Raw genomic sequence first — 25,029 nt, 5'->3', positions numbered from 1 at the left:
CCGCTTCTGCCTTCTGCGGAATTTCCCGGCCCACCACCGCCGTAAGTACCAACTTTATCTGTGTATCCGTTGAATATGCTCGTAACTGCGACAGTAATGCTCGTACTGTCCCCCCCTGCATATCCATTGGCATAGTCGCTTCTGCCACCGGCAGCGCCAGCACTATACCCTCCACCATATGGGCGCTTTAGCATCCCTAAGCCGCCTAATATGGTCAAATTTCCGTTTTTATCAAGAGCATTACCGCCATTGCCACCATCCCCACAGATCAACTGTGCAGGATACGGGTAGGTATTCTGCGGATTGGTCTTGGGTGCAAGCCCTGACTGATCAATCGTGCCGTGGATAATGCAGTCACCCTGCACCCGAATAATCAGACCGGCGTTGTGTGCAGCGGCTCTAAGGATAGCCCCAGCGTTAATGTACAGCGATTTATAATGCTTTTCGATTATTGACTGATGCGGTACCGGCACGGGCAATGTTACTGTACCGCTGATAACAGCATCGCCGTCGCTCCCATTGCCAAAGATAGAGGGGGTGGAGCTGACCCCCGATCTAAAACCCAGCCGTGTCCCGTCCCAATACACCCCCGTCACCCAGCAGCCCGCCTTAAACAACTCCCCGGGCAGCGGTTCTCCGTTTTGGAGCACCGCCGTCACGGGCTGGCCGTTGACCGTCCACAAGTCGCCGTCGGCAAGGTCAGCCGTGGCTAAAAATGTGAGGTTTTTTGCGCCCGGGTCTACGGCCAGATTGTTGACCGTGCCGGTGCGGGTGTGGAGGGCGGTGGAGATAGATCCTTCCGCAAGTCCAGCGGCAATTCTTTCTTCCAGATCATTCATGCTGTCTTCAGCAAAAGGATCACCTGTTTCGGTGACGTTGCCTTCCGCACGCACCACGTCATAAGTATTTTCAATTCCCGTCGGCTCCAGGCGTCTACGGTTCGGGAATTCGGACATTCGGTTCTTCCAGACCTTTTTCTGATAGGCCAAATTAAATCACTCCAATCATTTGCCCGGCGAAGGGTTCACCGGCGTACATAATTGCCCGCTTGTTATCTTCATAGAGTGTGTACAGATCGCGCAGGATTTGTTCAATATCGTTTGCTTTGTGATATTCATTCACGGGATTCTGCGGCGTTGCGGGCGTTGTCTGATACACAAAATAAGCAGCGCGCAGGGTGTTCAGGTTCGCAAGGATTCTTTCAAATTCACCCGGCGTCGGAAAGTCTGTGCGACTCCATGCGCGGGTTTGCACGGACACGCCAAAGAGACCCGCCAGATATTCACAATCTTGCTCGATGCGATTCAGGTCGTCGGCATTGTAATGTCCATTGGGTGTTTGGTCGTCGATGTCGCTCTGCATCCGGTCGTAAACCGGATCAATCCAAGCCATCACAGCACCCCCATGTCCTGCCCGGCGTAAATCTCGCCGGTGTAATACGCTTGCACGATATCAATGCCGTTGCCGATCAGTGTTGCGCTGGCAACAAAGCCGCCGGTCAGATCAATATCCATCTTTTCAATGGTGTCCATCGTGTACCCAGTCCCGTCGGTGTGCTGCAGAGCAACCTTTTCACCGGCGCGTTCCTGATCGAGGATGATGGGCGCGCTGGTCTGATAGCGGAGCTGGTAATACTCGTAGATGCGCTGCGCGAGGGTAGCGGCATTCGTGCTGGAGACCAGTGTGGCGCTTTCGAATTTGATCGTGTTCCGCGTGGCGCCGGCCGGGAGCTTTTCGGCAGCGAGCAGATAAGTTACAGGATGGTCTTCGTACTTGCGCCCCGTGATGATGACTTCGCTGTCAGTATCCACGGACACAACCGCATAATTGGCGTATCGCTCGACGATCGTGCCGCCGGTGATGCTCAGCTCCGCACACGCCGAATCAAACTGGATTTCATGCGATCCGGCCGCGAGCGCACCTTGAAATATCTGCTCTGCGTCGGCTTTCAGCGCGTAGCTGTGCGCCGTCAGCGACACGTCCGAAATATAGGACAGCAGCTTGACGGACCCGCCGGAAAACTTCCGGGAGCGCGGTATCAGATGGTTGTAGGTGGGCGGCTGTGAGTAAATGCGGATGGTGCTGCCCCGACTGTCGTCTACAATAGCACCGGCTGCGAATGCGACCTGTTGCAGAGCGGTTCGATGTGAGCTGATCGCCAGCCAACCAGAGAGGGGAGTGCTGCGGATTGTGTCCTCAACTTCGTAATCCGTCCAGCCAGCCGACGCCATGATCGCGTCGACGATATTCCCGGCCGGTTCATTCACGTAGACCCGGCCAATTTTAAAATCGGTCTTATCCAGTTCGCCCACGCTGGCATTGGCCGTAAACTGTCCGGTCGAAGCATCGGCGCTTTGCCAGGTAGCCAGCCGGAAGGTACCCATCTGCACCGGACCGGTGTCGAGAAAATGCCGGATGTGCACTTTTTGGCCCTGCTGGAACAGCTTAAACACTCCCTGTGGATTCATCAAATTGAAATCATCCGCCGCGCTGTGCAGCGTGAAGTTCGCCATGTTGATAGACAAGGTGTTTGAAATTAGGTCAACCTCTTCGGTGATTTTGGCTTCCACCACGTCGGTGTCTGCATAGGTCAGGAAGGTTCCGTAATCAATTACACGCAGCTTGATGTACCGATATGGTTTCGTGGTACCTTTAAATGTAATGACCAGCTTACCGAAATTCTCAACCGCACAGTCGCAGAAGTAATTCAGGGCATTCGGGGAAAAGTCCTTGCTGATGATAAGCACACCGCCGAGCGTGAGCCATTGAATATTCACCAGTGCCGGATAGTCTGGCAAAAAGTGCAGTGTCAGTCCTGCGCTGGTATGCTGCTCCGCGAAAGAGATTTCCAATGTCGGCGGGTTTTCAAAAGAGCAATCCGCGCCGGACATGCTCTGACTCCAATACCCGAAATCCATACCCGCGGGAGCGTCAGGGAATAACGTTTTGCTACCATCCAGAAGAAAGAAACCCTCTTCCAGCGTTGCATAGTCCGGAACAGACAGATCGTCGTGCTTGAGCTGTGTGGTATCCGCAAACGGCTGAATATCTGTTGCCACCGGCGTGCTGTCATCCTTGGCGGTGACGTCGATCAAATCCAGTGTAATTTCGGTATATTCCAAGCGATCACTTCCTTAAACCGGCTTCCGCGCCGGGGCCTTTGCCGTAAAGTTCACCGTGAGATTTTTCCAGTAGTTTTCCCCGGCCTGCTGCGTAAGCAGCTCGTCGCCGACATTTGCAAAGTAGGCCGTGAAGGTGTAGCTCCCGGATTCGTCTGGTACGACTACCGTATGAAACTCTACCGGCTCTGTCAGTTTATCCCACAGTTTTTGATACTCTGCTTTGCCAATCTTGGTGCTGCGGGCTAGCTTCAGCTGGTAGTTAAAATAAACTCCTATCAGCTTGCGCTGCAGGTTTCCGTCCTCGGTGCGCTTGGCGTACTTATCCAAAAATTCGGCGGTGCGCTTTAGGCTGACAATCGGGATATCAAATTTCGCTCCGTCGATGATGAGCATCAGCGACCACCTCCTACTGCAAACGCAGGACCAACCCGGCGGTTTTCCTGCTCAATCTCAAATTTCATCCAGCGAATAAATCCTGCGTTATCACCTGAAGCAATCACATTGACCTGCGGCTGAATGTTGAGCTTGTCGATCTCACTTGCCACAATGCTGCGAATCAGATCTGCTGGTGCTTCAATGTTTGTTCCGCTGCGCTGGTCACCAAGGATCGCTGCAAATTCCGCGCGCGGGGGAATGACAGCGCCGGTTGCAAGCCGGGGGATGGACACCTTTCCCAGCGTGGGAATATCAAAGCCAAACTTGATACCTCCGATTTTTGGGATGTTTTTAGGTACATCAATATGGATAGAATTCAATGCTTCGATGATCTTGTTGACACCGCCGATAAAGCTGTTCACAAAACCCTCCACCATACCGATCATGTTATTGATAGTACCTTTGAAGCCTTTTTCAATGGGATCAATCACATGCTTTGTAAACCAGTCTGAAACGGTTTGCCATATGCCTGAAATCGACTTCCACGCATTGCCCGCCGCAGTGGATATTCCTGTCCACAAGCCCGCAAAAAACTTGCTGATAGGCTGCACTACATTGGTGTTCATCCACGCCCCGGCAGAGGCCCATGCTTTCTGGATCCAGTCCCACGCTGCAGCACCGGCAGCTTTGACCTGATCCCAGTGGGTAATCAGCAGGTATACGATAGCGATAAGGGCGGCGATGGCCGCCACAACGAGAGTAATAGGGGAGGTAAGCACAGCCATAGCGGCATTAAAGAGCCATGTTGCCGCCGTAACGGCGACCGTGGCGGCGTTTTGTGCCCATGTGGCCACTGTCTGTGCGGCGGTGGCAGCAGTAGTGATAACCCACTGCGCAGCCTGTTTTACGAGAGCTGCTGTGGTGTTCACAAGACTGACCAAAAAATCCTTCGCGTACAGGCCTGCAAGATAAAGCGTTTCTTTCTGGGCCACGACTTTTGCACCGGTGACCGCCCAAAGCGCATCTTTCATTTTCATAAGAATCCCGACTACGCCACCAGCGTTCGTAATAAACGCTAAGAGATCAACAATTTTCCACGCCGCAAAAAACAAACCTACCGTCACGGTCATGCCCTGCACAAGCCCTTGGTTTTTACTGATCCAATCCGACACGCCGTACAGCGCATCTTTTATATTGGTCAATACGCTGACGATAACGCCGCCGGTCCATGCAGCCAGAGGCTTCAAAAAGTTATCGAATAGCCAGAGGGCAAGAGGCTTAAGAGATTCAATTACAGAGCTAAGTACTTCCATCGCACCGGCCAGCACGCCAAGAAAAGCGGGAAGCGCATCCTCAATGGTCCATTTTGCAAGTGGTACGAATATGTTTGTGTACGCCCATTCCAGCCCGGAAAACAGTGTTTTCCCGAGAGGCTTTACAGCATCAGCAAGTCCACTAAACGCCTTTTTAAGGTTGGTAAAGTCAATAGCTTGCAGAGGCGAAAGGGTGCGCTTTAGCTCGTCGGCCGCTGCCTGAACCGCTGGGCTGACCGTTACACCCGCACCGATCTCTTGCCCACCGATGGAATCTATCGCTGCGCCGCCGGAAACATCTGGAGTGGAAGTGTCTGCCGACGAGCTTCCGGCTGAGGTGTCCTGCTGTAAAACGTTCAGTTCGTCAAAACTGGCGAGTGAGCCGTCCGCTGCTTTCCCGGCCTTTTTCGTTGCGTCGGCAAGCCTATTCTGCGCCTTTGCAGCATCATTCGAGGACGTAGCGATATTGGTAGCTGTGTTGGCGACCGCCTGCTGCTGAGTAGCCTGACGGCCAAACAGAGCCGTCGTGACCTGTGCGAAGAGATTCGCGACGCGGGTCAGGGCTGTGATGATGGCGTTCAGGCTCGGAAGCACTGCAGACGCTATCGGAAGTATAGCGTTACCGACCGCAACTTTCAGATTGTTGAAGTTATATCCAAGCTGCAAAACCTGACCGGAGTATGTACCGGCCAGCTTGGCGGCGTCACCGGTCTGGAAGCGAGTTTCCTCCATGATGCCATTGTACTCAGCCTGAATTTTCTGCTGCTTGGTGAGGTCTTGTGTGGATACGCCGATGCTCTTGGCGTAATCCTCCCACATTTTCGCTACGTTCTTTGTGACGCCAGCGTTATCAACCAGGATAGAATTTTCATTCTTTAAGCCTTCAGTTGCGGACGTTACCGCATCGCCGAGGGAATAGCTGGCCTGCCTGCCGAACGCAGCAGAATCTTTCAGTGCTTGGAGGGTGTCTTGAATCTGTGGGTCGGTGTAGCCGCGCGAAGCAAGGTTTTTGTATGCGGTGATGGCATTCGTCGCCGGAATAAGGCCGTCAGACGTGTATTTGTTGATAAAATCCTGCGCCGCCTGAAAACTGCGCCCTTGGCCCTCCATGATGCTCTGCAACCCCATCATGGCGTTAGAGAGCTCAGTTGCGGCGCTGACCGAAGCTTTGCCGAAGTTAACCACCGCAGCGACGCCAAAAGCGATGCCAGCAGCCGCGGCCAGCTTTTTGAGGGATGAGGTAATTCCATCCAGTTTCCCACTGAGTCCCTTGACGCCCTGATTAAAACCAGAGCTGTCGATCTTGGTGTCAATATTAATACTGCCGTCGTAGCCCATTGCCAAAGCGTATCACCTGCCTTTATGCAAATAAAACAGCCCGGGCATCACTGCCCGAGCTGCGCCATAAATTTATTGATTGCTGCCTGTTCTTCCGAGGTGTAAATCTCGGGCAGGTCAACGACTTCTCGCATGGAGTAATACCATTCTTTTTCCTCTTTCGTAAGCTTGCCTTTGGCTTTCTGCTTCCGCAGGTAGATCAGGCGGCTGAAAAAACAGTCTTCTTGCAAGTCCAAAAACATATAGCTAAATCGCCACCAGTGCAGATTTGACGTGGAAAGGTCGATGTGATACGTCTGCTCGATTGCCGCCATAATGTACCGCGCGTCCTGCGACCAGCTGTAATACCGGGTAGTGTCCGGCTCATCGTCAATCAGCTTTGCCTCTTGTCCGCAGTTTAGAAACTTTACGGCCAGTTCAGAAGCACGGCGGGCATCCGGTGGAACAACAGGGTAGAGCAGTTGCAGCATAACGGCTTGCTTTTCAAATCCGGTCAAATCTGGGTCCTCGAAAGCAGTCATGATCTGTAGGCCGATGCGGTAATCGGTGTTCAGCTCATATTCCACACCGTCGATTTCCGCAGCGGTCGGCAGTCCATCAATCAGGACGTTCATTTCAGCACATTCCTATAAGAGGTAGGTGTGGTGTATTTGCTAACCTGCTTTTCCCGCGCTTTCTGCACAAATGGCGTAATGCCCTCGAAAAACTGCTCAAACATATCAAGTGTATTTGCATCGCCAAAAGCGGCCTGACTGGTACCGGCGCCGAACACATCGTCAATCTTTTCGCGGAGGAATCCACAAGTTTCACGCAGCAGAACGAGAGCGGGGCCGAAGTTTTTAGGGATTCCAAGATTGTCGGTCTCGGTATTCTTCTGCAAGGCTTCAACTTTCCGCTGGTATTCCTTTTCTTTTTCCTCGAATTCGCTCAGCAGGCCATAGAAGCGTTCAGCGAAAGAAATATCGGTGGGGTTAAAGGCGATTACCCGTCCAGGATCGTCGTTGACACATAGTCGGATTTCGCCGGTGTTGATGTGTAAACTTTGCATTATTCACCGCCCCCAGTTCCTGCAGTAAAGGTTTTGGTCGACGGGTTGAATGTGCCTTTGATCGGATCGCCCACCATATTAACGGTGTAGTTGATCTCTACAGACTTACCACCATCGCCGCCGAAGTCGTCAATCTGGATGGATACGGTGTTTTTCTCGGCGGGATACGCTCCGCTGGCTTCTGTGCCATACAGATTAACCATCACAATATCAGTCCGAGCCGCATCCAGAACCGCACGGCTCTGGCGCAGGCTGTCCACGAAGTCGAAAACTTCGTCGCCCTGAATTGCGGTCTGCTGAGTGGCAATCGTGGGCTTGTAGCTTTCAACGTCGGTCGTGCCGCTGTCCTCGCTGACATAGGTTTCATCTGAGGTTTCAGGGTTGTAATCCACCTTGTGGCTGGTGATGCCCTGACCCATGCGAGCATAGGTTGCCGTTTCAGTAGGGGTGGTATTCATAAAGATCGCAAACAGCGACCGCTTGATTTTTCCTGCCATGTATAATCATCCTTTCCAATCGGTATATGTCATTTTGCAAATGATCTGATAAATCGCGGTCTGGTCGTTCTCGTCGCGCTGGTAAAGACAGCCCCATGAAGTCGCTTCAATGGATTCTACTGTTGTTTTTGTTCCGAGGTCAGGCAGAGTATCGTTGTCTGTCTGCTCCTCAAGCCAATCGGCAAAATCTTCGTAAAATCCGCTGTTGGCGATACGAGTTGCATCGTCCACAGCAGTCACACGGGAAGTCAGCGCAAAAGGAAATTCACGGGTTTTGTTCCCGGCGAGGTCTTGCGTGAGGATTCGGGCGCCCGGCAGGGTGTCGATGCTATAATTGACTGCGCCGGGCTCTAATCCATCCACGTGCAAATCAGAGAAAGCATTGAGAGTGGGACAGGTGGAGATAAAAGCCTGTAAAGATTCAACTATCGACATTATTTGTCACCGGAAGTTTTAACAGCTTCCTTTAGCAGCCCTTGAATTTCTTCGCTGAATTTGCACCCGTTTGCAGCCAAATCATGGCACAAATAGTTTTTGTTGTGGTAAGCCAATGTTTCCAAGGCCAAAGCTACTTTTACATAATCCATAGGGTCTTTACTAACTATTCCGATGTTCATTTTACTTTCCTCCTGCAATCTTTTTTGCACCGTTTATAATCTGCGTGCTATGAACGGACTTCATGCGCTCGAACCAATATGCGCCACGGCGGGGGTCATACGGCCGGGAATTGGCAGTGTTGTAATACTGATTTCGAGCATAAGGGGCAATCCATCGGACATGGCCGCTACCGACCACAGTACCAAGCTGGCCAGACTTAATCAGCATGCTAGACCGTATGGGGATAAGTGGGGTGGAGAGGCGCAGTACCTCACTGTCAACGTACTGCTGAGCGTGAGAATACTGCCCCGGCCATTTGTTTTTAAAGCTACTACTCCAGACAAGCCGTGCGTTTCCAGCCTTGGTGACAATGATTTCCCCGCGCGGGGTTTTAATCTCTGGACCGTCCATCATTTCCCACCCACTTCCCAGTGCGTCAGTCCGCCGTAGTCAAATGTGGCCACGCTTGTGATGGTCAAAGCATCGTAATTCTGTGTCAGCTCAGCAATGGAACCACTGGGGGCTGGTACAAAAGCGCATTCACCCTTGACCATAAAATCCTTAGCCTTGGTTTGCATCGTCCACGCACCGGCAGGTGCTGTCTGATAGTCTGTGGGCAGCTTATATACTGCGCCACCGGAATCAACATTGAACGGGATAAATACCCGCACGCTGTCCACGGCAGCCGAGCCAGTCTTGTTAACGTTTTTTGCTTTGGTATCCTCCCAGAGCACGCCACGCAAGACGGTACGATTGTATCCGGCCTTGGTGTAGTTGTAGATTGTTATGACGTGCGGCCAATTCATCAGCAGCGCCCCCCAGCTGACCGATCCATCAGGCCAGTATAAATCAGATAAGGTGCCGCGGCGTCAGACAGTGCAGAATCGAGCGCTTCGCGGATGATGCCAGGGTCCTGATAAGCAACGCTCCAGCTCCCGACGGTTTCATTTTTGACGCCGGCGGCTGTTCTCGCAGCCTTTCGCGCATCTTTGTATTCTTGGATGCATTCTGCCACTGCACATGTCGCCATCTTCACGGCATCCGTCACCGCCCGGCCTTGATTGAGCCGATTGTAGGTCAGCTGATCGATAAAGAGGGACGCTTCCCGGGCAAGAGTCGGAAAAGCGTCCTCATCGATTGCAGACCCGTGGTATACATCACGGTAATACTCAAAGTCTGCGTAGATCATAGCTGCTCCTTACTGCACGATCGGCAGAGTGATCGGCTGCGCAATTGCCGCGCTGGCAACCGTCACAGTAGCAGTTTGCGTCACATATCCTGCCTTTTTGATGGTGGCCGGGTAGGTGCCGGGGCGCAGATTGAATACTGCGGTACCGTCAGCATCGGTCAGCTTCTTCGCACCGTTGACGTCAATACGCGCGCCGGAAATGGCAGCAGGGGTTTCAGCGTTGTCCATTACCGTGAAGGTTACAGCGTAATCGGTTGCCGGGGTAGTGGGTTCCAAGTATGCAAACGGTACATTTGCGCGATCGCCGTTCAGACGGGTAACCGGATTTGGCAGCGCCCACCCGAGGCGCATCACGACACGCAGGGCAATCATATCCTGCTGGGCCAGAGCGTACACAATTTGCTTTGTTGCCGGATCAATGATGGTGGCTTCTGTCAGGATTTTTACGGTCACGTCCTGACGCATCGCGTATACAGCCTGATTCCACGCACCGGCAATCATTTGCGCGGTGGACATATCAAACGCGCCGTTCTGTTCAAAGGTGATCGGAGTCCCATCCAGCGCGTAAGGCGTGGAACCCTTCATGTCACTGACAAAAAGCGGACGTCCGGTGGTATCTTTCAGTCCGCGCAGTGCCGCCCGGGTTCTCAGCGAGGAGAGAATCCCGTTTACCATGTACCCGGACTCTTCCACCTTCGCGATCAAACCGTCGGCCCCCATAATGTTGTCGTAGGTGATGCCGCCTGCTGCCGCAACGTTGTTACCAGCCTGTCTGGCAAGAGTAATAATGTCGGACTGCCATTCGCTGGGGCGGCCGATGCCGAATGCGATTGCCTGGTCGACCTTCTGCCCCATCGCTTCGTTCACGCGCGGCGTAACCTCACCCATGATGTCATAGGAAGCATCGTCGAGTACCGCCTCCGGGATCGGGACGATGACGGCCAGTTCGGCCGCAGTCAGATAAACATTATCCCACGCCTGCTGCGAGGTTTGCTTATAGCCGGTATCACCGTTGACCCAGTAGGCCATGGGGAGCATATCCAGCACGGGAATCCGGGTCTGCTTGCTGGTCATGTTCGGGAGCTTTCGCATCAGCGCAAGCACCGCTGAATTCTTCGGGACGTCCTGAAAAATGGTAGAAACGATCTGTTCCTGAATAAGGGCCTCTGCGGCCTGTCTATCAATAGGCATATTTTAATCTCCTTTTCGTCCGAACGCTTCGCGCAGGGCGGCGTTCGCCTTTTCATTGTTGGTAAGCGTACCGGTTTGCGGGCCGGGGGTAGGTTTGGAAAATATGGGCGGCTTTTCATCACTTTCGAAAAGAAAGCCCTTTTCGGTTTTGAGCGTTTCAAGCTGTTCTTTGAGCCCGAGAATAGATTCACCGTCCAGCTTCATTGCGTCGGTTTTGAGGTGTGCCTTGACCGATACGGTGTCGCGCACCTTCGCGGCTTTCAAAGCATCGTTGAGCGCATAATCGAATTTCAGCGCGTCGAGCTTCTTTTGAGCGTCCACCGCCGCCGCGTCAGCTTTGGTTTTCCAGTCGGGGTCATACCCGGCCAGCTTGCCGTTGGCCTCTCCGAGCTGCGTTTTGAGCCCGTCACGCTCCGTGGTCAGAGCGGAAACAGTGTTCTGCAGCTTGGTGAGTTCTTTTCCGTGCATTTCAAAAACTTTCGCCGCCTGATCATCTGTCAAGCCGAGCGCGGTTAATTCTTCTGTTTTCATACTTCCTCCGTACAGCTAAGCGTTTTAGGTGGTTGCTTTCACCTGCTGCCATGCAGATATAGGCCGGCATGGTAGGCCGATTTGGGTATAAAAATAGCACCTGTAGCAATTACAGGCGCTAAGATTATTGAGAATAAGAAAACCACCGTCATTTGAAATGATGGTGGTTTAATCGAATTGAATATCAGGTAGAATCTGCCGCAATGGCTTTCCTTGAATGATCCAGCGGTCAAGCAAGTCGTCCAGCGAATGGAACACCAGATCAATATCTCCGGGATTGTCGGAGGCAGTGACGTAGTATTTTCCGTCCGGCCAGCAAATGGAGTAATCTTGCCCGTTATAGGAAAAATCCGGCTCATTGCACGCCATCATTTTTTTAAATGCATCAGCTGTCATTGCTCTCACCTCCCAATATGTTTTTGTGCTGAATTTGTTCCTCTTCGGTCACTTCTCGTGTTGTCCGATCCGGCTTATCGGCTCCATCGTGCCAAGCATAATCATGTACATGCTCTCCGTGAGTACCAAATGGATGTTGCTTCGGGTGACCGTGGTTGCTGCCGTGAATTTGCTTCACCATTTTCCCGGCTGAATCATAAATGGTACGGTCGACCTGCTTGCCCCCGCGGGAAAGAGTGTCAATTACCGCATAGGGTTTATATTCCGGCGTGATTTTTGGATGGGCTTTTTCTGTCCAGTCATCCGTAACAGCAATACTTCCATCTTTATTATACCGGTATCCGGAATATTTATCAACGGCTTTTTTATTGGCCCACACCGCTTTCTGCGCCTGGCTGCGACTAAATCCGAGCACTTGCTCACGCTCGCCTTGCCGGAGCATACCGGTCTGCCCGAGAAAATCGTCCATCTGTGACTTCTGGCGGGACAATTTTACCGATGCGGCCTGAAACTGCTCGTTCAGGGCGTTGCGCAGCGCTTCGTTATCAGTAGCTTTCATTCCGGCATCATATCCGGCAAGCTCGCGCTTGGTGGCCCTGATCTGGCGCTCCATGGCTCGTTGCATCTGGGTGGCATCGTAATACTTGATGGGTTCGCCGTTGTACTGCACGGCCTGATTTTCGTACTCCTGCAGCGTATCACGGGGATAAGCACTAGAAGAAAGACCCTCGAAGAACGGAAAGAAGCTATGCCGGCAGTTCCATCCACAAAGACCCTCGCCGGTGCCGTATCCGGTTGAAGCAACCAAATCGGGATACTTGCCACGGCCGCCGCTGCGGCTAAAGACCTTTCCTTGCCATACCTGATGTTCCGGTCGGGCTCCGGGGTGGGCTGTGGTTTCCACCAGGTCGCAGCCCATATCATCAGCATACCGTTCGGATATCTGCGCCGCCGTCTGGCTCACGCCGGTCAGCGTCGCTCTGCGAATTGCCACATCCAGCTTATCACGGTGCCCGGTAGGGTAAAGCACCTCGGCTCCGGATTCTGCCGCAGTGCGTACGGCGTTTCGGATGGCAGTCACATAATCAAAAGCGCCGCTTTCCACCTGCATTTCGGTAAGCGTGACGGCGTTGATGTATGATTGCTGGGTCACCACGGCGGTGGTCATAGAGAGGTTTTTTAAGTGCCCGGCGGTTTTCTGCATCCCGGCCTGAAGGATCTGCATAGCGCCTAAGGACTGGCGCAGGGGCGGAGGGGAGAGACCGGCGGCCTGATAGATGCCCCGGTCAATTTCCACGGCCTGAACTCCGGCATCCTCAAACAAGGCTTTTACTTGCTGATCGCTGGCATCGGTCAGCTGCGATACCCGGCGGATAATATCATCAAGCAATACGCCGGATTCCTGCAATCTCTGTATTTGCCAATCAGCGGTAGCAGAAACGCCGCCGGTCTTTACCAGGCGCCGCACAACATCTCGGGTGATGGTTTCATCCAGTTTGCTGTAAAGCTCCAGTAGATCGTCTGCGGCATAGTCAAAATAATCAGGCGGGAGCATCAGGCATCACCGCCCTGAAGCCGTATGGATTGCCGAGATCGGTCTGCTGTTCCTTTGCAATCGCTTTGGCATCGTCCTCGCTGTACCCCTCGAATTCCACCAAATAGCGCCAGAACGGGAATTTACCGGAGGTAACATATTGCCAGAACATTTGCTTGCGCTGCATAGGGTCATTTACCACGCTGTCATCCCAGTCATAAGCTGCCGTGTACGTCCCCTGCGGAGCGATATTGTATAGCGTAGCGAGTTTATCCATTGCATACAGTAGATCGTCTATGGCGCTCTGGAGCACCTTTTGCAGATCATGCACGGTGGAGTAGCTGCGCTGGCGGCTGGCCGTAATCTCCGTGGCTGTTTTGGCGACGTCCTGTGGGTCGGAAAGCGTACCATATGCAAGCCCGCACTGAAACTCAATGCGCTGCAGGATTGTGTTCAGGCCAGCGCGGTAACTGGCGTCGCGGAGTTGAGGGGCAAATATCTGGTAGAAATTTTGGTCTTTACTTGGCACGTTTCGGCGCCGGTACAGCCGTTTTTGCAATTTTGGTACCGTGATTTTGCCGTCTGCTTTATGTTCCAACAGATCCTCAGCGACATCCACGGCCAGCTGACCGCCGTCGAACTCCCACAGATATTTCCCATATTGCTCATCAGCATCGCGGATGGTGTCCACGGCCTCGGCGTAGACGGACACGCCCAGAGGGGAATGTCGGTCTTGCCGGTTGGCCTGTGGAACGCGGAAATAGGCGAATAGAGGGCGGTCTACATTGGATATGCTGGCCTCCGGTTCCAGATCGGCCCACTCTGGCACGCTTGCAAGCTCAATTGGGGAGCCCAAGGAGAAACTGCTGCGACTTGCAAATGCTTTGTTTGTGATGGTGTGGGTTCCGGCACTGTACTCGTGATGCTCTGCGCGGGTATAGATCACGCATTTACGCTTGATTTGCTGCACGAAGATAGCGCCGATCATACGATTACTGGTGTCGAACGTGGTGGGGAAGAAAGCATCACCCTGTACCATATCAATGCAAAGCCCCTGCTGCGTCACATAAGGCTTGAATACTGCACCACCCAGTGCACAGGCCAGTTCCGTATGTTGCCGGATAGAGCTGAGAAACGGGGTGAGCTGCTGCTGCAGAAACGTTGCCCGGGCGCCGCCGGAAAGAGAAACCTGCATCTCCAGCGTTACCAGCCGTGCAAATTCGGAAGCGATTGCCGCCGGCAGGCGCAGACTGTGAATATCCTTCCCACACCAGGGGCCGCCTTCCTCGTACATTCTCGCCCACAGTGCAATTGCGGCGCTCATTTTGTCAGAGATTATAATGTCCGCATTGTCGCCCTGGTTAAATGTCTGTGACAGCATGGAGCGCAGCCATTTCAAGAGTTTTTCAAACAAGTCTTATCACCTCCAGTCAGCCCAGCGAAATTCGCGGGCCAGAACGGTATAGCAGAAATATCGCAGGGCATCCATCGCATGGTCATTTTCTTTCAGTACTGTGTCGCTGTTCTTTTTCTCGTCCCAGCGGTACAGACCAAATTCGCGAATGGTGTCCTTGCAGGATTCGTGTACTTTAAGCATACCGGCATTGAGTAAAGTTGCAGTAACACGAATGCCATCCAGCACAGCGTTATCTGCCTCCCAAACGGCAAAGCGGCGGTGGCGGCGGATTGTTTCAATGAACGATGCAGCGGACGGGTCCACGATCACCCGACGGATGTAATACCCCTGGGTCAGCTCCTCCAAAGCGGCATAATGCTCTTCGTCGGTCTTCTGATGGCCCTCTTTGCGGCTATCAAAATAGGATTCGTGGAGCATTACGGCCTCTTTGCCGCGCACGCACCACAGCTGCATGGCCGTTGGATTCACGGTGCCGTAGTCGATGCTGACATAAAACTGACCGTCCATTCCGGCGGTAGTACCACGCAGAATGAAGCGGTCTGGGTTGTCGGTAAACATGGGGTAGACGCGGCCCTCGGCGACGACCCAGAGCCCACGGATGAAGCGGTCGTAATAAACGGTACTTTGATACTCGTTTTTAAGGCTTGCGATATACTCCGGGTCGAGGAAGGTATTGTCGTCGATCAGGAAGGACATCGACAGCATATCGAGCTTGTCGGCACGGTCCATGTACTTGGCTTTCAGCCAGTGCATGGGGCTGTCCGGGTTGGTTGTTGCGATCAGCTTCGCACCAGGGCAGGAGAGGCGGGACAGCAACATGCTGAAAAAATCCTCGGTAAAAAGCGTCAGCTCATCACAGTACGCGCCTTGTAGCGTCATGCCGCGAATCTTACTTTCGGCCCTGGCATCGTTCACGCCCTCGAGGTAAATCAGCCGGCCAAACAAGCACCCCTCTTTTTTCGAGAGTGAATAGGTGAAATGCTTTGTACCAACAAGCTCCTGCAGCAGGTCAAGGCAGTTGCGGCGCAGCGATGTAAGTGTCTTCGCTACCATTAGATAATTGCCGTCCTTGGGCATTGTGGCTACCCAGAAGGCCCACAGAACAAGGCTGATCCAGGTCTTTCCGGAACGGACGGAGCCTTCCAACAGATTAATCCGCCGGAGCTTGTCGCGTTGCCAGAGACGGAGCAGGGAAAGCTGCTTCGGTGTGTAGATTTTATTCATCCGCTTTCAGCCCCTTCAGGAGATTTTCAAGCTGTCCGGCTGCATCGTCCTCGCTTTGCGATTTCTCACTCCACCCCTTGAAGTTGTTCGATAAGCTGAACTTTGCGCCCATAGCACCATCACGATCAAACAACCGAGACTCGGCGTAATCCTCGCAGCGAGACTTCGCGCGCGTAATCGTGTCTACAAACTGCTTCTTTGCCTGATAATTCAAAAGCGATTGTCGGGTTGTGAATCCAAGTGCCAATGCTAATCCGGTAACAGTAGGAGGCTTCTGTCCGATGATAACAGGCTGGCCGTGCTTATCATAAATCAACTCTCCGTTATCATCCTGCAGTGGCTTTCCCTCGCAAGCTTTGAAATAATCGTCAATCGCCTCTTGCAGTTCCTGAACTGTTTTGTATTTCAGTGGCCTTGCCATCCTGTTTCTCACCTCGCTCTACCTGATATAAACACCTTGGCAGCATGCAGTACGGCACACCTGCCTTGCGGTAATCGTTCCATGGGCAATTGATGCACTTCACTGCTGCTCACCTCCAAATAAAAAGGACGGCCCGGAATGGGTCGCCCTGGGATATTAGGTTTGCCGGTCTTTCCCGGCAGTCGCCGCTGTTGGCATAGACATTGCGGTTGCTGTCTGCACCTTGCCAATAAGCCCCTTATTTATCAGCCTTATTTTGAGTAGCTTTTTGCATTGCCCGTGGCCAGTTGGGCTGCTTGCTGTAGCTATGCTGGTGCCGCAGAAAGGTTATTACCCTTTGCTGTCTTGCAGTCTACCGCGGCATATCTGCCCCGCAGTGTATTACCACGGGGCAATCTCAGAAAGGAGGTTGGGATGAACCTTGTATGCGCTTTATAGTTTCCTACTTTTTATTATAAAGGGTCGCAAGGGGACAAAAGGGGTCAAACAAAAAATCTTTTTAAATATTTTTTGTTTGCATTCATGCTCTTGCCCGTTTCATGCGCAACTTTACACCAACTCCAGTCTTTACGATAATGCATATCTAACAGAGTTTTGGCCCTGACATCCTCCAAACCGTCTATGAAATTGTCGATCTCGCTTTTTTGCTGAGTAAGTAGTTTTATCTCCCTAAGTGTTTTATCGTCTTTACGGAGGCCGTGGATTGATATCGGGTGGCACGTAAACGGATACTCATCCGATGAACCGGCAACCGTATCTGTAACGATTGTGGACGTCAATAATTTTAATCGAACTGCAATATCATGATATTTTTCAAGCTCTTCGCGTGTCATTCGCTACCTCCTTTTCCTCCGCTTTTCCATCCGCTCATAATCCTCGTGCTCATAGCCCAGCTTCATTTGGTCGCAGAATTGATCAACATGCTGCCAAAAGATTTCGTCATCCTGGTGCTCAATGATGAGATTCCCGACTCGTTGGGAAAGCTTGAGATTTCGTTTGGCTCCGAAACCGTACAGCTCATTCAGGGCAACGGCAACCAGCTTAAACAGCCGGCGGCTCATGTTGTGGCTTTCTTGCTGGATATATTCGTCAATGGCTTTCAGCGACAGATTGGAGATTTGCTGCCGGGGTGGGATATGGGCTTTCATGCGGATTCCTCCTTTGCTTTCTCGATCCTTACTCGAAGGGCCTTTAACAGGCTTTCCTGTGTGGTGCTCTTGCCTTGCAAGGCGTCCATGACGTCTTCGTCCATACTACCCTGCACAATCAAATTGTGGATGAAAACCCTTTCCTTCTGGCCCTGACGATGCAGACGTTTGTTGGCCTGTTGGTACAGTTCCAGGCTCCAATTCAGCCCGAACCAAATGATGCGATTACCGCCGTCCTGCAGGTTTAACCCGTAGGCGGTGCTGGCCGGATGTGCCAGAAGGATATCGATCTCGTGATTATTCCAATCGGTTTCGTCTTGGGCGTCCTTATAAACCCGAACCCGTAAACCAGACTTTTTGAGTGCTGCCAGAAGCCGATCCCGGTCATGCTGGAAGTTGTAAAACACAAGTGCCGGTTGCCCTTGTAAAGCCTCTACCAGTTCGAGAAAGGCTTCAATTTTGCACTGGTGAATTTCTATCACCTGTCGGTTTTCTCCATACACAGCGCCGTTGCCCAGTTGCAGCAGTTTTGTTCCCAGTGCCGCCGCGGTAGTGGCTGTGATCTCTTCCTCGTCGATCTCCAGCAGCATGTCCTTTTCCAACTTCTTGTAGGCCGCCTGGGCTTTGCTGTCCAGTACCACCGGCACGTCGATGGAAACGCACTCCGGTAAGTCCAGATAATCCTCCGCGCTCATGCTGATGCAAATATCGCTGATTTTGCCTTGGATAGTATCATCGGCGCCGTCCTTCGGCTTGTACGAAAACACCTGCTGCGCGTTGCGCTGGTCCGGATCGAAATACCGCTGTCGAAACCCGCCGATGGTTTTGCCCAGACGCTCGCCGCCGTCCAATAAGTACACCTGCGCCCACAGGTCAATCAGTCCATTCGGGGCCGGGGTGCCAGTCAACTCCACCAGCCGAGAAATCTTTTTCCTCACCCAGCAGAGGGATTTGAAACGCTTGGCCTGATGGTTCTTGAAACTGCTGCTTTCGTCGATCACAGTCAGATCGAATGGCCAGTCATTGCGATAATAGTCCACTAGCCACTGTACATTTTCCCGGTTTATGACATATACGTCTGCGGGAGTGTTCAATGCCCGGATTCGCTGTTTCAAGCTGCCCAGAACCGGAATGACTCGTAACAGTTGTAAATGATCCCATTTAGTCGCTTCTTTACCCCAAGTAGCTTCGGCAACCTTCTTTGGGGCAATTACCAAAACTTTGCGAACGGCAAATCGGTGGTATTTCAACTCATTTATTGCGGTTAGAGTAATGACAGTTTTGCTAACCGAGGCCCATACCGAGAAACATCCCCAAACCCGGGCCCGGAAATGTGGGCATGTCCACGATTCGATTAATGCAGTAAGCTTGGTAATTATGCGGCACGAACTTCATTTGGCATCACCTCGATTGTAAAGTTATGATATTTGAATTTTCGTCCTTTTCGTCGGTATTGTCCACGCAGTATCAGAGGCCCACCGAAAAGCTTTTGTGATGCCTCTCGCATGTTTCCAAATTTGAAAACTTCGCCTGTAGGAGAGATAATCTGCACGGGTATATCTTTATTTTGGTTACCTAATTTTCGAGAATGCTCGATATTTTTTGCCTGGTTAACCCACTCAAGATTCTCTACCGCACAATTCTGAGGGTTGGCATCGATGTGATTTACTACGTCGTAATTATCTGGTTTCGGTAGAAAAGCTTCAGCCACAAGCCTGTGTATATATGCCCATCTTCTTATCTTTTCATGGTACAACATGACTTTCAAATATCCTCCAGTCGATAGCTGTGGTTTCAGTTTGTGGGGCAATTTACCTGATAATGACCACACGTTTCCACAATCATCAACCACATATTTGCCTTCGTAACCTAAAACGGCTCTAAATCTACTCAACATCCCTCATCTCCAATTCCTCAATAGCTTTTGCCGTCTCCGCAGGGGTAACGTCGGCGTTCATAATCCGAAGCATCAGGTCAACATCAGCCTTGCTATCGACGCAGCCGAAAACGATTTGGCCAAAACCTCTTAACTCTCGGTGTCGGTTGCGCTGTAACTTCGTCGGCTTTTCTCCGGGGGCTTTCAGCTCGACGAAAACAACTCGTCCGCCCGGTAAACAAACCATTCTGTCTGGCACCCCTGTGTTACCCGGTGAAACGAATTTGTATGCCTTGCCGCCCAGTTCTTTCACCCGGTCACGAAGATACGCTTCTATCGCTGATTCTCTCAAAACGTCCTCCTACTCTGTCTATATACCCAGTCTCTATCTCTAACGCGCACGCATGCACACATGCACACATGCACACATGCACACATGCGTAATAACCTAAAATTATAGAGGTATAGAGGTATATATACTTTATATTTCTTTATTTTTTATTTATATAGATAAAGATGGTTTACATAGTTTACAAATAGAAATAATGGCTTTGTACTGCGGTTTTCGGTGTAAACCATCTTGTAAACCATGCTATTAATTTTGGTTTACTTGGTTTACACCCATTTCTTGGCAATGGTTTACAAGTTTACAAATTTGGGGCACTTGGTTTACATCATGGTTTACAAGTTTTAATTCTTCTCCGATATATTTAAACCCTTTTTGAGTACCGTAATTTGACCCAAATCGCATTGTGCTAACTCGTTCCCATCCGGGCAAAGCCCCTAAAATCTCATTGATTCGGTGGGCGTCCGCCTTGGGCATTGTTCTAACCTCCCCGAGGCATTCCCGCCATATCTCCAAAGCGCAAACGCGGTCTCGGGGGACTAGGGTCATGTCGTTGCGCACCCCGGAATTCCAGTACATATTTCTCCGGGTACCGTCCCATGATAACCAATCTTCTGGCACAGGCTTTTCCAAGAACGCTTCTATCTGTCCCCGTAAAGGGTCCCTTTCCATATGAATTTCACGGCGTAAGTCGGCTTCGGCTTCCAGTTCCGTTGATAGAATTAATGGTTCGCCAAGCTGCCAACGTACAACAGATTCGGCCCATATCTGATTGACGGTTTCAGGGGTTAAATCCTTGAATACGTTCTTAGTAGGGCTATGAACGCCGGTATCAACGGGCCAGAAACGACGGTTTCCGGTAGGGTCCCGCAGATATTCTTGATTATTGGTCGTACCGAAAAACACGCAATGCCTGGGGTGCTTTTCCGTTCTGCGGGCATAGGCTGCCCGGTACTGGTCCTCGGTCTTACTGAGAAACTGCTTAACGAGTTTAACGTCGGAGCGGCTAAGGGCTTCTAGTTCGCCTATTTCAACAATCCATACGCCGCGCAGAAGTTCCGCAGCTTCTTTTCCCTCGAAAGTACCGACACTGTTAGAGAACCAACCTCGGCCCAACCGAGAAAAGAATGTGGTTTTACCTATGCCCTGTGTACCCTGTACAACTGTCATAGTATCAAACTTGGTGCCCGGCACAATTGCCCGGGCAACGGCAGCAACCAGCGCCTTGCGTGTCACTGCGCGGGTATAGGGACAATCCTCTGCGCCGAAATAGTCGATGTACAGGCTGTCTACTCTTGGCACGCCATCCCACTGCAGGCTTTGCAGATAGTTGGATACTGGGTCAAAGGTGTTCCGCTGTGCTACTAGCAGTACGGCATCTGAAACGACCTCAGAAGAACGAAATTTTAATACCTCGTGGGTATAGTCTCGTATACCTGCATCATCAGCTTCACCCCACTCGAATTCACCCTCTGCATCTGTACGGATACCCCATGGCAGGGGGGCAATTCCCAGCAGTTGATTGGTGAATGTATTTAGCTTGATACGGCCTTTTAGCAAAGGGTCACATTCGAGCATTATCCGAACGTTCCGGGTGGATTTGGCAGGCAATCCCGATTGCGGGCTAACCTGTAACAGTTCCATCCAGTTGACGTCTGCGGCTTCATTTTCAGCCAAGGATACGGTTCCCGCAAAATCCTTTGTTGCCGCTTCATAGCGTTCCTTATTCAGCAAAGCTGAAACGCTCTTATCCTTTACCGCCAATTCACACATGGCGGTATATGATGGCAGCCGGTTGGTCGGGGTGCCCGGCTGCGCGACGTCGTCCTTGTCAGCAAACAGATGATACCGGACCAGATCAAAGGCGTTACAGAGCTTCCCGCCGGCCGGATCGGTCGCGTGGTGAGAGAAGATGAAATTGCCATTATCATACACGATGGCGCCGCCGGTCGTGCTGCCGCCGGTGAAGGTGTACCGGTCGGGGCTGTTATCCACGGGCTCATAAATGCCCGGCAGGAACTTATCCATGGCGGCCAGTACGTTGTACGTCCGGCAGAACGCACCGACTACGCCATGCTTTTCGTTGGGGTCGCCCTGCTTCGCGGCAAGGCGTTTGTGCGGGTCTTGGATACCGGGAACCTGCGGCCAGACAGTAACGTCGTGCCAGTCCTGCCCGGCCCGCGCATAAAGCCCCAGAACGCCGTCGGCAGATAGGAAAGGCTTGTCCCCGAAAGTGTATATGTACTGACTGTCTGAGCAGCAGGACGGCCAGTACATAAGCCGGGAAGCTTCAAAGGTGGATGGGTCACACATTTCAATACCAATCAGCTGCGCAGCCTTGCGCGCGATCGGCTCGTACTCGTCTGCGGTGCAGGTGCGATCCAGCGGCAGGATAATGCGAAGCCGGGGTGCCTCCGGGGCATGCTTGCGAGTGGAGTAGATGCAGTACCCACAGCCGAGGCCATCCACGCGGCGCAGCACATCGTCAGTAGCGCCTGCGGGGATGTGGTCAAGGTCGAGGGTAAGAACATCGCGCCCGTCGATGGCGTTACCTTTGCGCCGGCCACCTCCATGGACGACACCGCCCACAAAGCCGCCGACATCTTTCAAATTGTCCTGCTGGGGCTTGGTCATACGCAGATAAGCGGTCAGTGTTTCGGTGCTGCGCACTGGTACGGAAAGTTTGTCGTATAGCTCTGATATGTAGAGCCTTTGGGCTGGCCACTTAAGGGCGTTGCGGCTGCCGGCGGCGCTGATGGTTATTTGTCGGTCATTTTGGAGCATTTTGTCGACGTCACTCCTTTACAGATGGAAAAATATGGTGTACAGTAAAAGAAATAAAAATAATAAATTAGGGGGCGGCAATATGGTTTCAATCACGACTATTGACAAAGTAATTCAACTCGCGAATCAACGTCAGGAGGCGTATCAGAATTATTTGAAAAAGTATCGCCCATCGGGGGTCGTGGATATTATGAGTGATCAATTTCACAATACTCCAGAGTACCAAGTTTACGAGGCTGCTGATAGAAAATTAGACGCATTTCTGAATGATTTAAGCTATGAGGCTATAAAGGATTTACAAACAATCATGTACGTCGGGAGAGGGGATTTTGAAGAGGACATACCCGTGAAAGATCCGTTTTCGGATATGCGAGATTACTTAGATTCAAACGGTTGGAATGAGAATAAAAGGGTCGAAGAAAACCAAATGAGTGAAAAAATGCCTCTTGGTGATTATCTTACGGAAGGAAAAAAGGCGATTGGCATTTAGTCCTTTGTATAATACCCCCCGCACCACCCATCCGCGCTAAGCGGCAGACCCGGTGCCCAATCGATAGGCTGACTCATGATGCTGTACACAGTGTCGAGGTCGGCCTTTTCCTTTTCAATGTCGATAATCACTTCGTCATGTACATGAAATACCACCGGGAATCCGGCGGCCTCCAAACGTTCGATATTCTCTGCCAGGCAGTCACGGGCGATTGCCTGAACGATGTTCTCCGTCAGTTTGCCGCCGTAGGTTTCAATGGGCATCCACTTCTTGGTTGTCTGGTTCATACCCCAATACTGCAAAGAGGGCTTACCCCATTGGTTCGTGCCGAGCGAGGGCCGGGCATAATACAGCTTGCGTCCGCAAGGCAATGTAATAGTCAAAAAGTACTGATCTGTTGCGTGGTCGCCCTCGAGAGCGAACAACAGCCCCCGAACACCCGCCGGCCGGCCGGTCTGTACGACACCGATCGCAGCATTTTCTACGGCATACCAAAGGGCAACGATCCGCTTGTTGGCTTCCCGCCAGCGGCGCACGATATCGGGCAAATCCTCTTCAGGAATTCCCATCTTGAGGGCGCCCATGTTAATAAGTGCAGGTGCGGCGCCGTTATACCCGAGCGCCAGCGTGGCGACTTTACCTTTCTGGCGTAGATCATATTCCGGGTTACCCTTGACGATCTTTTCGATCGGCACACCGAACATGTTGGCTGCGGTAGCTTCGTAGATTTTGCCGTGGCTGCGGAACACATCCAGCACCCAGTCCTCACCGGCGAGCCAGGCGATCACGCGAGCCTCAATAGCCGAGAAGTCAGCGTCCACAAATTGATGCCCGGGTGCCGGAACCAGCGCCGTGCGGATCAGCTGGGAAAGAGTATCCGGTACACTGCCATAAATCAGCTGCAGGTGGTCGAGCTTTCGCCCCTTAACCAGTTCACGGGCCAAATCCAGCATATCGCCGTGAAGGTATGTCCTTGGAAGGTTTTGAACTTGCACGAGCCTGCCGGCCCATCGGCCACTTCGATTTGCCCCATAAAACTGGAGCATGCCTCGAACCCGGCCATCTTCGCACATCGCCTCTGTCATGGCGGTGTATTTTTTTACGCTGGTTTTGGAGAGCTCCTGCCTGATTTCCAGCGCCCGCCGGGCGGTATCGCTGGGGATTTCTCCTTCTAGCATTGTTTTGACCGTTTCTTTGCGTAGGTCGGTAACTGTGGAGCCAGTCTCCTTGGTCAGCCATCCGGATAGCTGCGGCACACTGTTGGGATTGTCAAGCCCCGTCAGCTGTACGGCCTCTTGTGTGAGCACGTCTGTAATTGCATCGCTGCATTCCAACGCGCCATGGATCAAATCAAGGTCAACAGCAACGCCGCGGGCGTTGATTCGCAGATCGGTTTCCCATTGGCGCTGCACGAAATCCGGTACAGGGAAAGGCGACAGACGGCGCTGAATCTCCTGTTCTGTCACGACATCCTGCCGGTTGTATTCCTTGAACAGTTCCCATTTTTCTGGTTCGTGATGGGGAAGCGTCCGGGTCCTGCCGCCATTCCGAGCCGTGGGTGTCGTAGGGGTACAGAACAGCTTTATCAGGGCCTTACCGGTTGCCAACTTGCGTTTGTCCTCTGGCAGCCCCAGCGCGACCCCCGTAGCACCCAGACCAGCGGTATAGCCGCAGTAAAGGCCGTGGAGCTGTGTGTCTCGCCATTGAGGCGCCCATGCGCAGGGGTCAGGCGTATTGTAATACTTGGACAAACAGTACCACTCAAACGCGGCGTTGAACGCGTGCTTGGTGCAAGCCGGGTCAAACAGCAAACGACGGATGACGTCGGGAATGCCGATGCCGTGCGTGAGGTCGATCACCTCTACCGGTGCCCCGTCGAGGGAATATCCGAACAGCAAAATTTCAAAATCCGGGGATTGCACGTATTTGTACATGCCCGCTTTTTTGATGTCGACCGAAGAAAAAGTCTCAAGGTCTATGTTCAGATGATGGATCATGGGGTATCCTCCGGCTGATCCAGCCAATTTAGCAGACATTTACAGCAGTTTCTATCATCAGAATGATTGCATTCAATTTCTGCCAGGCCCATTTCGTTCGGGCACATCAGCGTTACGGCGAGTTCAGTATTGCTCATGCCGCGAATTCTGTCACCGTTCGTCAGAGGCCTGTTTTCACGGCGGTTCCATTCAGTT

At 52.2% G+C, this 25,029-nt stretch carries 29 protein-coding genes; 1 reads left to right on the top strand and 28 read right to left on the bottom strand.

Annotated features, from left to right (window positions below):
• The 26 genes from TY09_RS14735 to TY09_RS14610 all read right to left on the bottom strand — a co-directional run.
• Positions 1-989, bottom strand: a 989-nt coding sequence (locus tag TY09_RS14735; RefSeq protein ID WP_042435965.1) for a hypothetical protein, incomplete at its 3' end; no start/stop codon positions are given.
• A 1-nt stretch (position 990) separates the two neighbouring features.
• Positions 991-1,392, bottom strand: a complete 402-nt coding sequence (locus TY09_RS14730) for a hypothetical protein (protein ID WP_052335699.1) — start codon at positions 1,390-1,392, stop codon at positions 991-993.
• Positions 1,392-3,122, bottom strand: coding sequence for a hypothetical protein (locus tag TY09_RS14725; RefSeq protein WP_042435962.1), 1,731 nt, complete (start codon positions 3,120-3,122; stop codon positions 1,392-1,394). Before TY09_RS14725 ends, TY09_RS14730 begins: the two co-directional genes overlap by 1 nt.
• 12 nt (positions 3,123-3,134) lie before the next feature.
• A complete protein-coding gene (locus TY09_RS14720; protein ID WP_042435959.1) occupies positions 3,135-3,515 on the bottom strand; it encodes a hypothetical protein in 381 nt (126 codons plus the stop codon).
• Positions 3,515-6,154: a hypothetical protein gene (locus TY09_RS14715; RefSeq protein WP_147584702.1), complete on the bottom strand. Its 2,640-nt coding sequence runs from the start codon at positions 6,152-6,154 to the stop codon at positions 3,515-3,517. The genes TY09_RS14720 and TY09_RS14715 overlap by 1 nt, the downstream gene beginning before the upstream one ends.
• Before the next feature lie 41 nt (positions 6,155-6,195).
• On the bottom strand, positions 6,196-6,762 hold the full coding sequence (locus TY09_RS14710) for a bacteriophage Gp15 family protein (protein WP_042435954.1): 567 nt from the start codon (positions 6,760-6,762) through the stop codon (positions 6,196-6,198).
• The gene (locus TY09_RS14705; protein WP_042435951.1) at positions 6,759-7,196 is read right to left on the bottom strand and encodes a hypothetical protein; all 438 of its coding nucleotides are present in this window, start codon (positions 7,194-7,196) and stop codon (positions 6,759-6,761) included. The genes TY09_RS14710 and TY09_RS14705 overlap by 4 nt, the downstream gene beginning before the upstream one ends.
• The gene (locus TY09_RS14700; RefSeq protein ID WP_042435947.1) at positions 7,196-7,693 is read right to left on the bottom strand and encodes a phage tail tube protein; all 498 of its coding nucleotides are present in this window, start codon (positions 7,691-7,693) and stop codon (positions 7,196-7,198) included. The genes TY09_RS14705 and TY09_RS14700 overlap by 1 nt, the downstream gene beginning before the upstream one ends.
• Before the next feature lie 6 nt (positions 7,694-7,699).
• The gene (locus TY09_RS14695; RefSeq protein WP_042435945.1) at positions 7,700-8,128 is read right to left on the bottom strand and encodes a hypothetical protein; all 429 of its coding nucleotides are present in this window, start codon (positions 8,126-8,128) and stop codon (positions 7,700-7,702) included.
• On the bottom strand, positions 8,128-8,310 hold the full coding sequence (locus TY09_RS14690) for a hypothetical protein (protein ID WP_042435942.1): 183 nt from the start codon (positions 8,308-8,310) through the stop codon (positions 8,128-8,130). Before TY09_RS14690 ends, TY09_RS14695 begins: the two co-directional genes overlap by 1 nt.
• A 1-nt stretch (position 8,311) precedes the next feature.
• Entirely contained in the window at positions 8,312-8,701 is a 390-nt protein-coding gene (locus TY09_RS14685; RefSeq protein ID WP_052335701.1) for a hypothetical protein, read from the bottom strand.
• Positions 8,701-9,096: a hypothetical protein gene (locus TY09_RS14680; RefSeq protein ID WP_042435936.1), complete on the bottom strand. Its 396-nt coding sequence runs from the start codon at positions 9,094-9,096 to the stop codon at positions 8,701-8,703. The genes TY09_RS14685 and TY09_RS14680 overlap by 1 nt, the downstream gene beginning before the upstream one ends.
• The gene (locus TY09_RS17740; protein ID WP_052335697.1) at positions 9,096-9,479 is read right to left on the bottom strand and encodes a head-tail connector protein; all 384 of its coding nucleotides are present in this window, start codon (positions 9,477-9,479) and stop codon (positions 9,096-9,098) included. The genes TY09_RS14680 and TY09_RS17740 overlap by 1 nt, the downstream gene beginning before the upstream one ends.
• 9 nt (positions 9,480-9,488) lie before the next feature.
• Positions 9,489-10,670: a phage major capsid protein gene (locus TY09_RS14670; protein WP_042435934.1), complete on the bottom strand. Its 1,182-nt coding sequence runs from the start codon at positions 10,668-10,670 to the stop codon at positions 9,489-9,491.
• A gap of 3 nt (positions 10,671-10,673) precedes the next feature.
• Positions 10,674-11,201 carry a phage scaffolding protein gene (locus TY09_RS17735; RefSeq protein ID WP_052335695.1) on the bottom strand — a complete coding sequence of 176 codons (528 nt, stop codon included), beginning with the start codon at positions 11,199-11,201 and terminating at the stop codon, positions 10,674-10,676.
• 168 nt (positions 11,202-11,369) lie between these two features.
• Complete coding sequence (locus TY09_RS14660) at positions 11,370-11,597, bottom strand: hypothetical protein (protein ID WP_042435931.1); 228 nt, start codon at positions 11,595-11,597, stop codon at positions 11,370-11,372.
• Positions 11,587-13,152: a phage minor capsid protein gene (locus tag TY09_RS14655; RefSeq protein ID WP_052335694.1), complete on the bottom strand. Its 1,566-nt coding sequence runs from the start codon at positions 13,150-13,152 to the stop codon at positions 11,587-11,589. Before TY09_RS14655 ends, TY09_RS14660 begins: the two co-directional genes overlap by 11 nt.
• Positions 13,139-14,545: a phage portal protein gene (locus tag TY09_RS14650; protein WP_052335692.1), complete on the bottom strand. Its 1,407-nt coding sequence runs from the start codon at positions 14,543-14,545 to the stop codon at positions 13,139-13,141. The genes TY09_RS14655 and TY09_RS14650 overlap by 14 nt, the downstream gene beginning before the upstream one ends.
• Before the next feature lie 6 nt (positions 14,546-14,551).
• Complete coding sequence (locus TY09_RS14645) at positions 14,552-15,772, bottom strand: PBSX family phage terminase large subunit (protein WP_052335691.1); 1,221 nt, start codon at positions 15,770-15,772, stop codon at positions 14,552-14,554.
• Positions 15,765-16,193, bottom strand: coding sequence for a terminase small subunit (locus TY09_RS14640; protein ID WP_042435928.1), 429 nt, complete (start codon positions 16,191-16,193; stop codon positions 15,765-15,767). The genes TY09_RS14645 and TY09_RS14640 overlap by 8 nt, the downstream gene beginning before the upstream one ends.
• A 482-nt stretch (positions 16,194-16,675) precedes the next feature.
• Positions 16,676-17,026, bottom strand: a complete 351-nt coding sequence (locus tag TY09_RS14635) for a hypothetical protein (RefSeq protein WP_042435926.1) — start codon at positions 17,024-17,026, stop codon at positions 16,676-16,678.
• A 3-nt stretch (positions 17,027-17,029) separates the two neighbouring features.
• Positions 17,030-17,341: a hypothetical protein gene (locus TY09_RS14630; RefSeq protein WP_042435924.1), complete on the bottom strand. Its 312-nt coding sequence runs from the start codon at positions 17,339-17,341 to the stop codon at positions 17,030-17,032.
• Positions 17,338-18,591 carry an SNF2-related protein gene (locus TY09_RS14625; protein WP_411918692.1) on the bottom strand — a complete coding sequence of 418 codons (1,254 nt, stop codon included), beginning with the start codon at positions 18,589-18,591 and terminating at the stop codon, positions 17,338-17,340. The genes TY09_RS14630 and TY09_RS14625 overlap by 4 nt, the downstream gene beginning before the upstream one ends.
• Positions 18,592-18,716: 125 nt before the next feature.
• A complete protein-coding gene (locus tag TY09_RS17730) occupies positions 18,717-19,238 on the bottom strand; it encodes an HNH endonuclease signature motif containing protein (RefSeq protein ID WP_052335688.1) in 522 nt (173 codons plus the stop codon).
• Positions 19,228-19,569 carry a PDDEXK family nuclease gene (locus tag TY09_RS18660; protein ID WP_042435918.1) on the bottom strand — a complete coding sequence of 114 codons (342 nt, stop codon included), beginning with the start codon at positions 19,567-19,569 and terminating at the stop codon, positions 19,228-19,230. The genes TY09_RS17730 and TY09_RS18660 overlap by 11 nt, the downstream gene beginning before the upstream one ends.
• 243 nt (positions 19,570-19,812) lie before the next feature.
• Positions 19,813-22,347, bottom strand: a complete 2,535-nt coding sequence (locus TY09_RS14610; RefSeq protein ID WP_074432645.1) for a virulence-associated E family protein — start codon at positions 22,345-22,347, stop codon at positions 19,813-19,815.
• An 82-nt stretch (positions 22,348-22,429) separates the two neighbouring features.
• Here TY09_RS14610 and TY09_RS14605 point away from each other — a divergent pair, with 82 nt between their 5' ends.
• On the top strand, positions 22,430-22,837 hold the full coding sequence (locus TY09_RS14605; protein ID WP_042435915.1) for a DUF3775 domain-containing protein: 408 nt from the start codon (positions 22,430-22,432) through the stop codon (positions 22,835-22,837).
• Here the strand turns inward: TY09_RS14605 and TY09_RS14600 are convergent.
• A complete protein-coding gene (locus TY09_RS14600) occupies positions 22,834-24,834 on the bottom strand; it encodes a DNA polymerase (protein WP_042435912.1) in 2,001 nt (666 codons plus the stop codon). The two genes, TY09_RS14605 and TY09_RS14600, sit on opposite strands and share 4 nt — an antisense overlap.
• On the bottom strand, positions 24,831-25,029 hold a 199-nt coding region (locus TY09_RS18755), incomplete at its 5' end, for a hypothetical protein (protein ID WP_042435909.1). The genes TY09_RS14600 and TY09_RS18755, both read right to left, overlap by 4 nt.

It is taken from the genome of Faecalispora jeddahensis, assembly GCF_000577335.1.
GTDB classification, from domain to species: Bacteria; Bacillota; Clostridia; order Oscillospirales; family Acutalibacteraceae; genus Faecalispora; species Faecalispora jeddahensis.
This window is presented reverse-complemented; position numbering and strand designations above follow the sequence as displayed.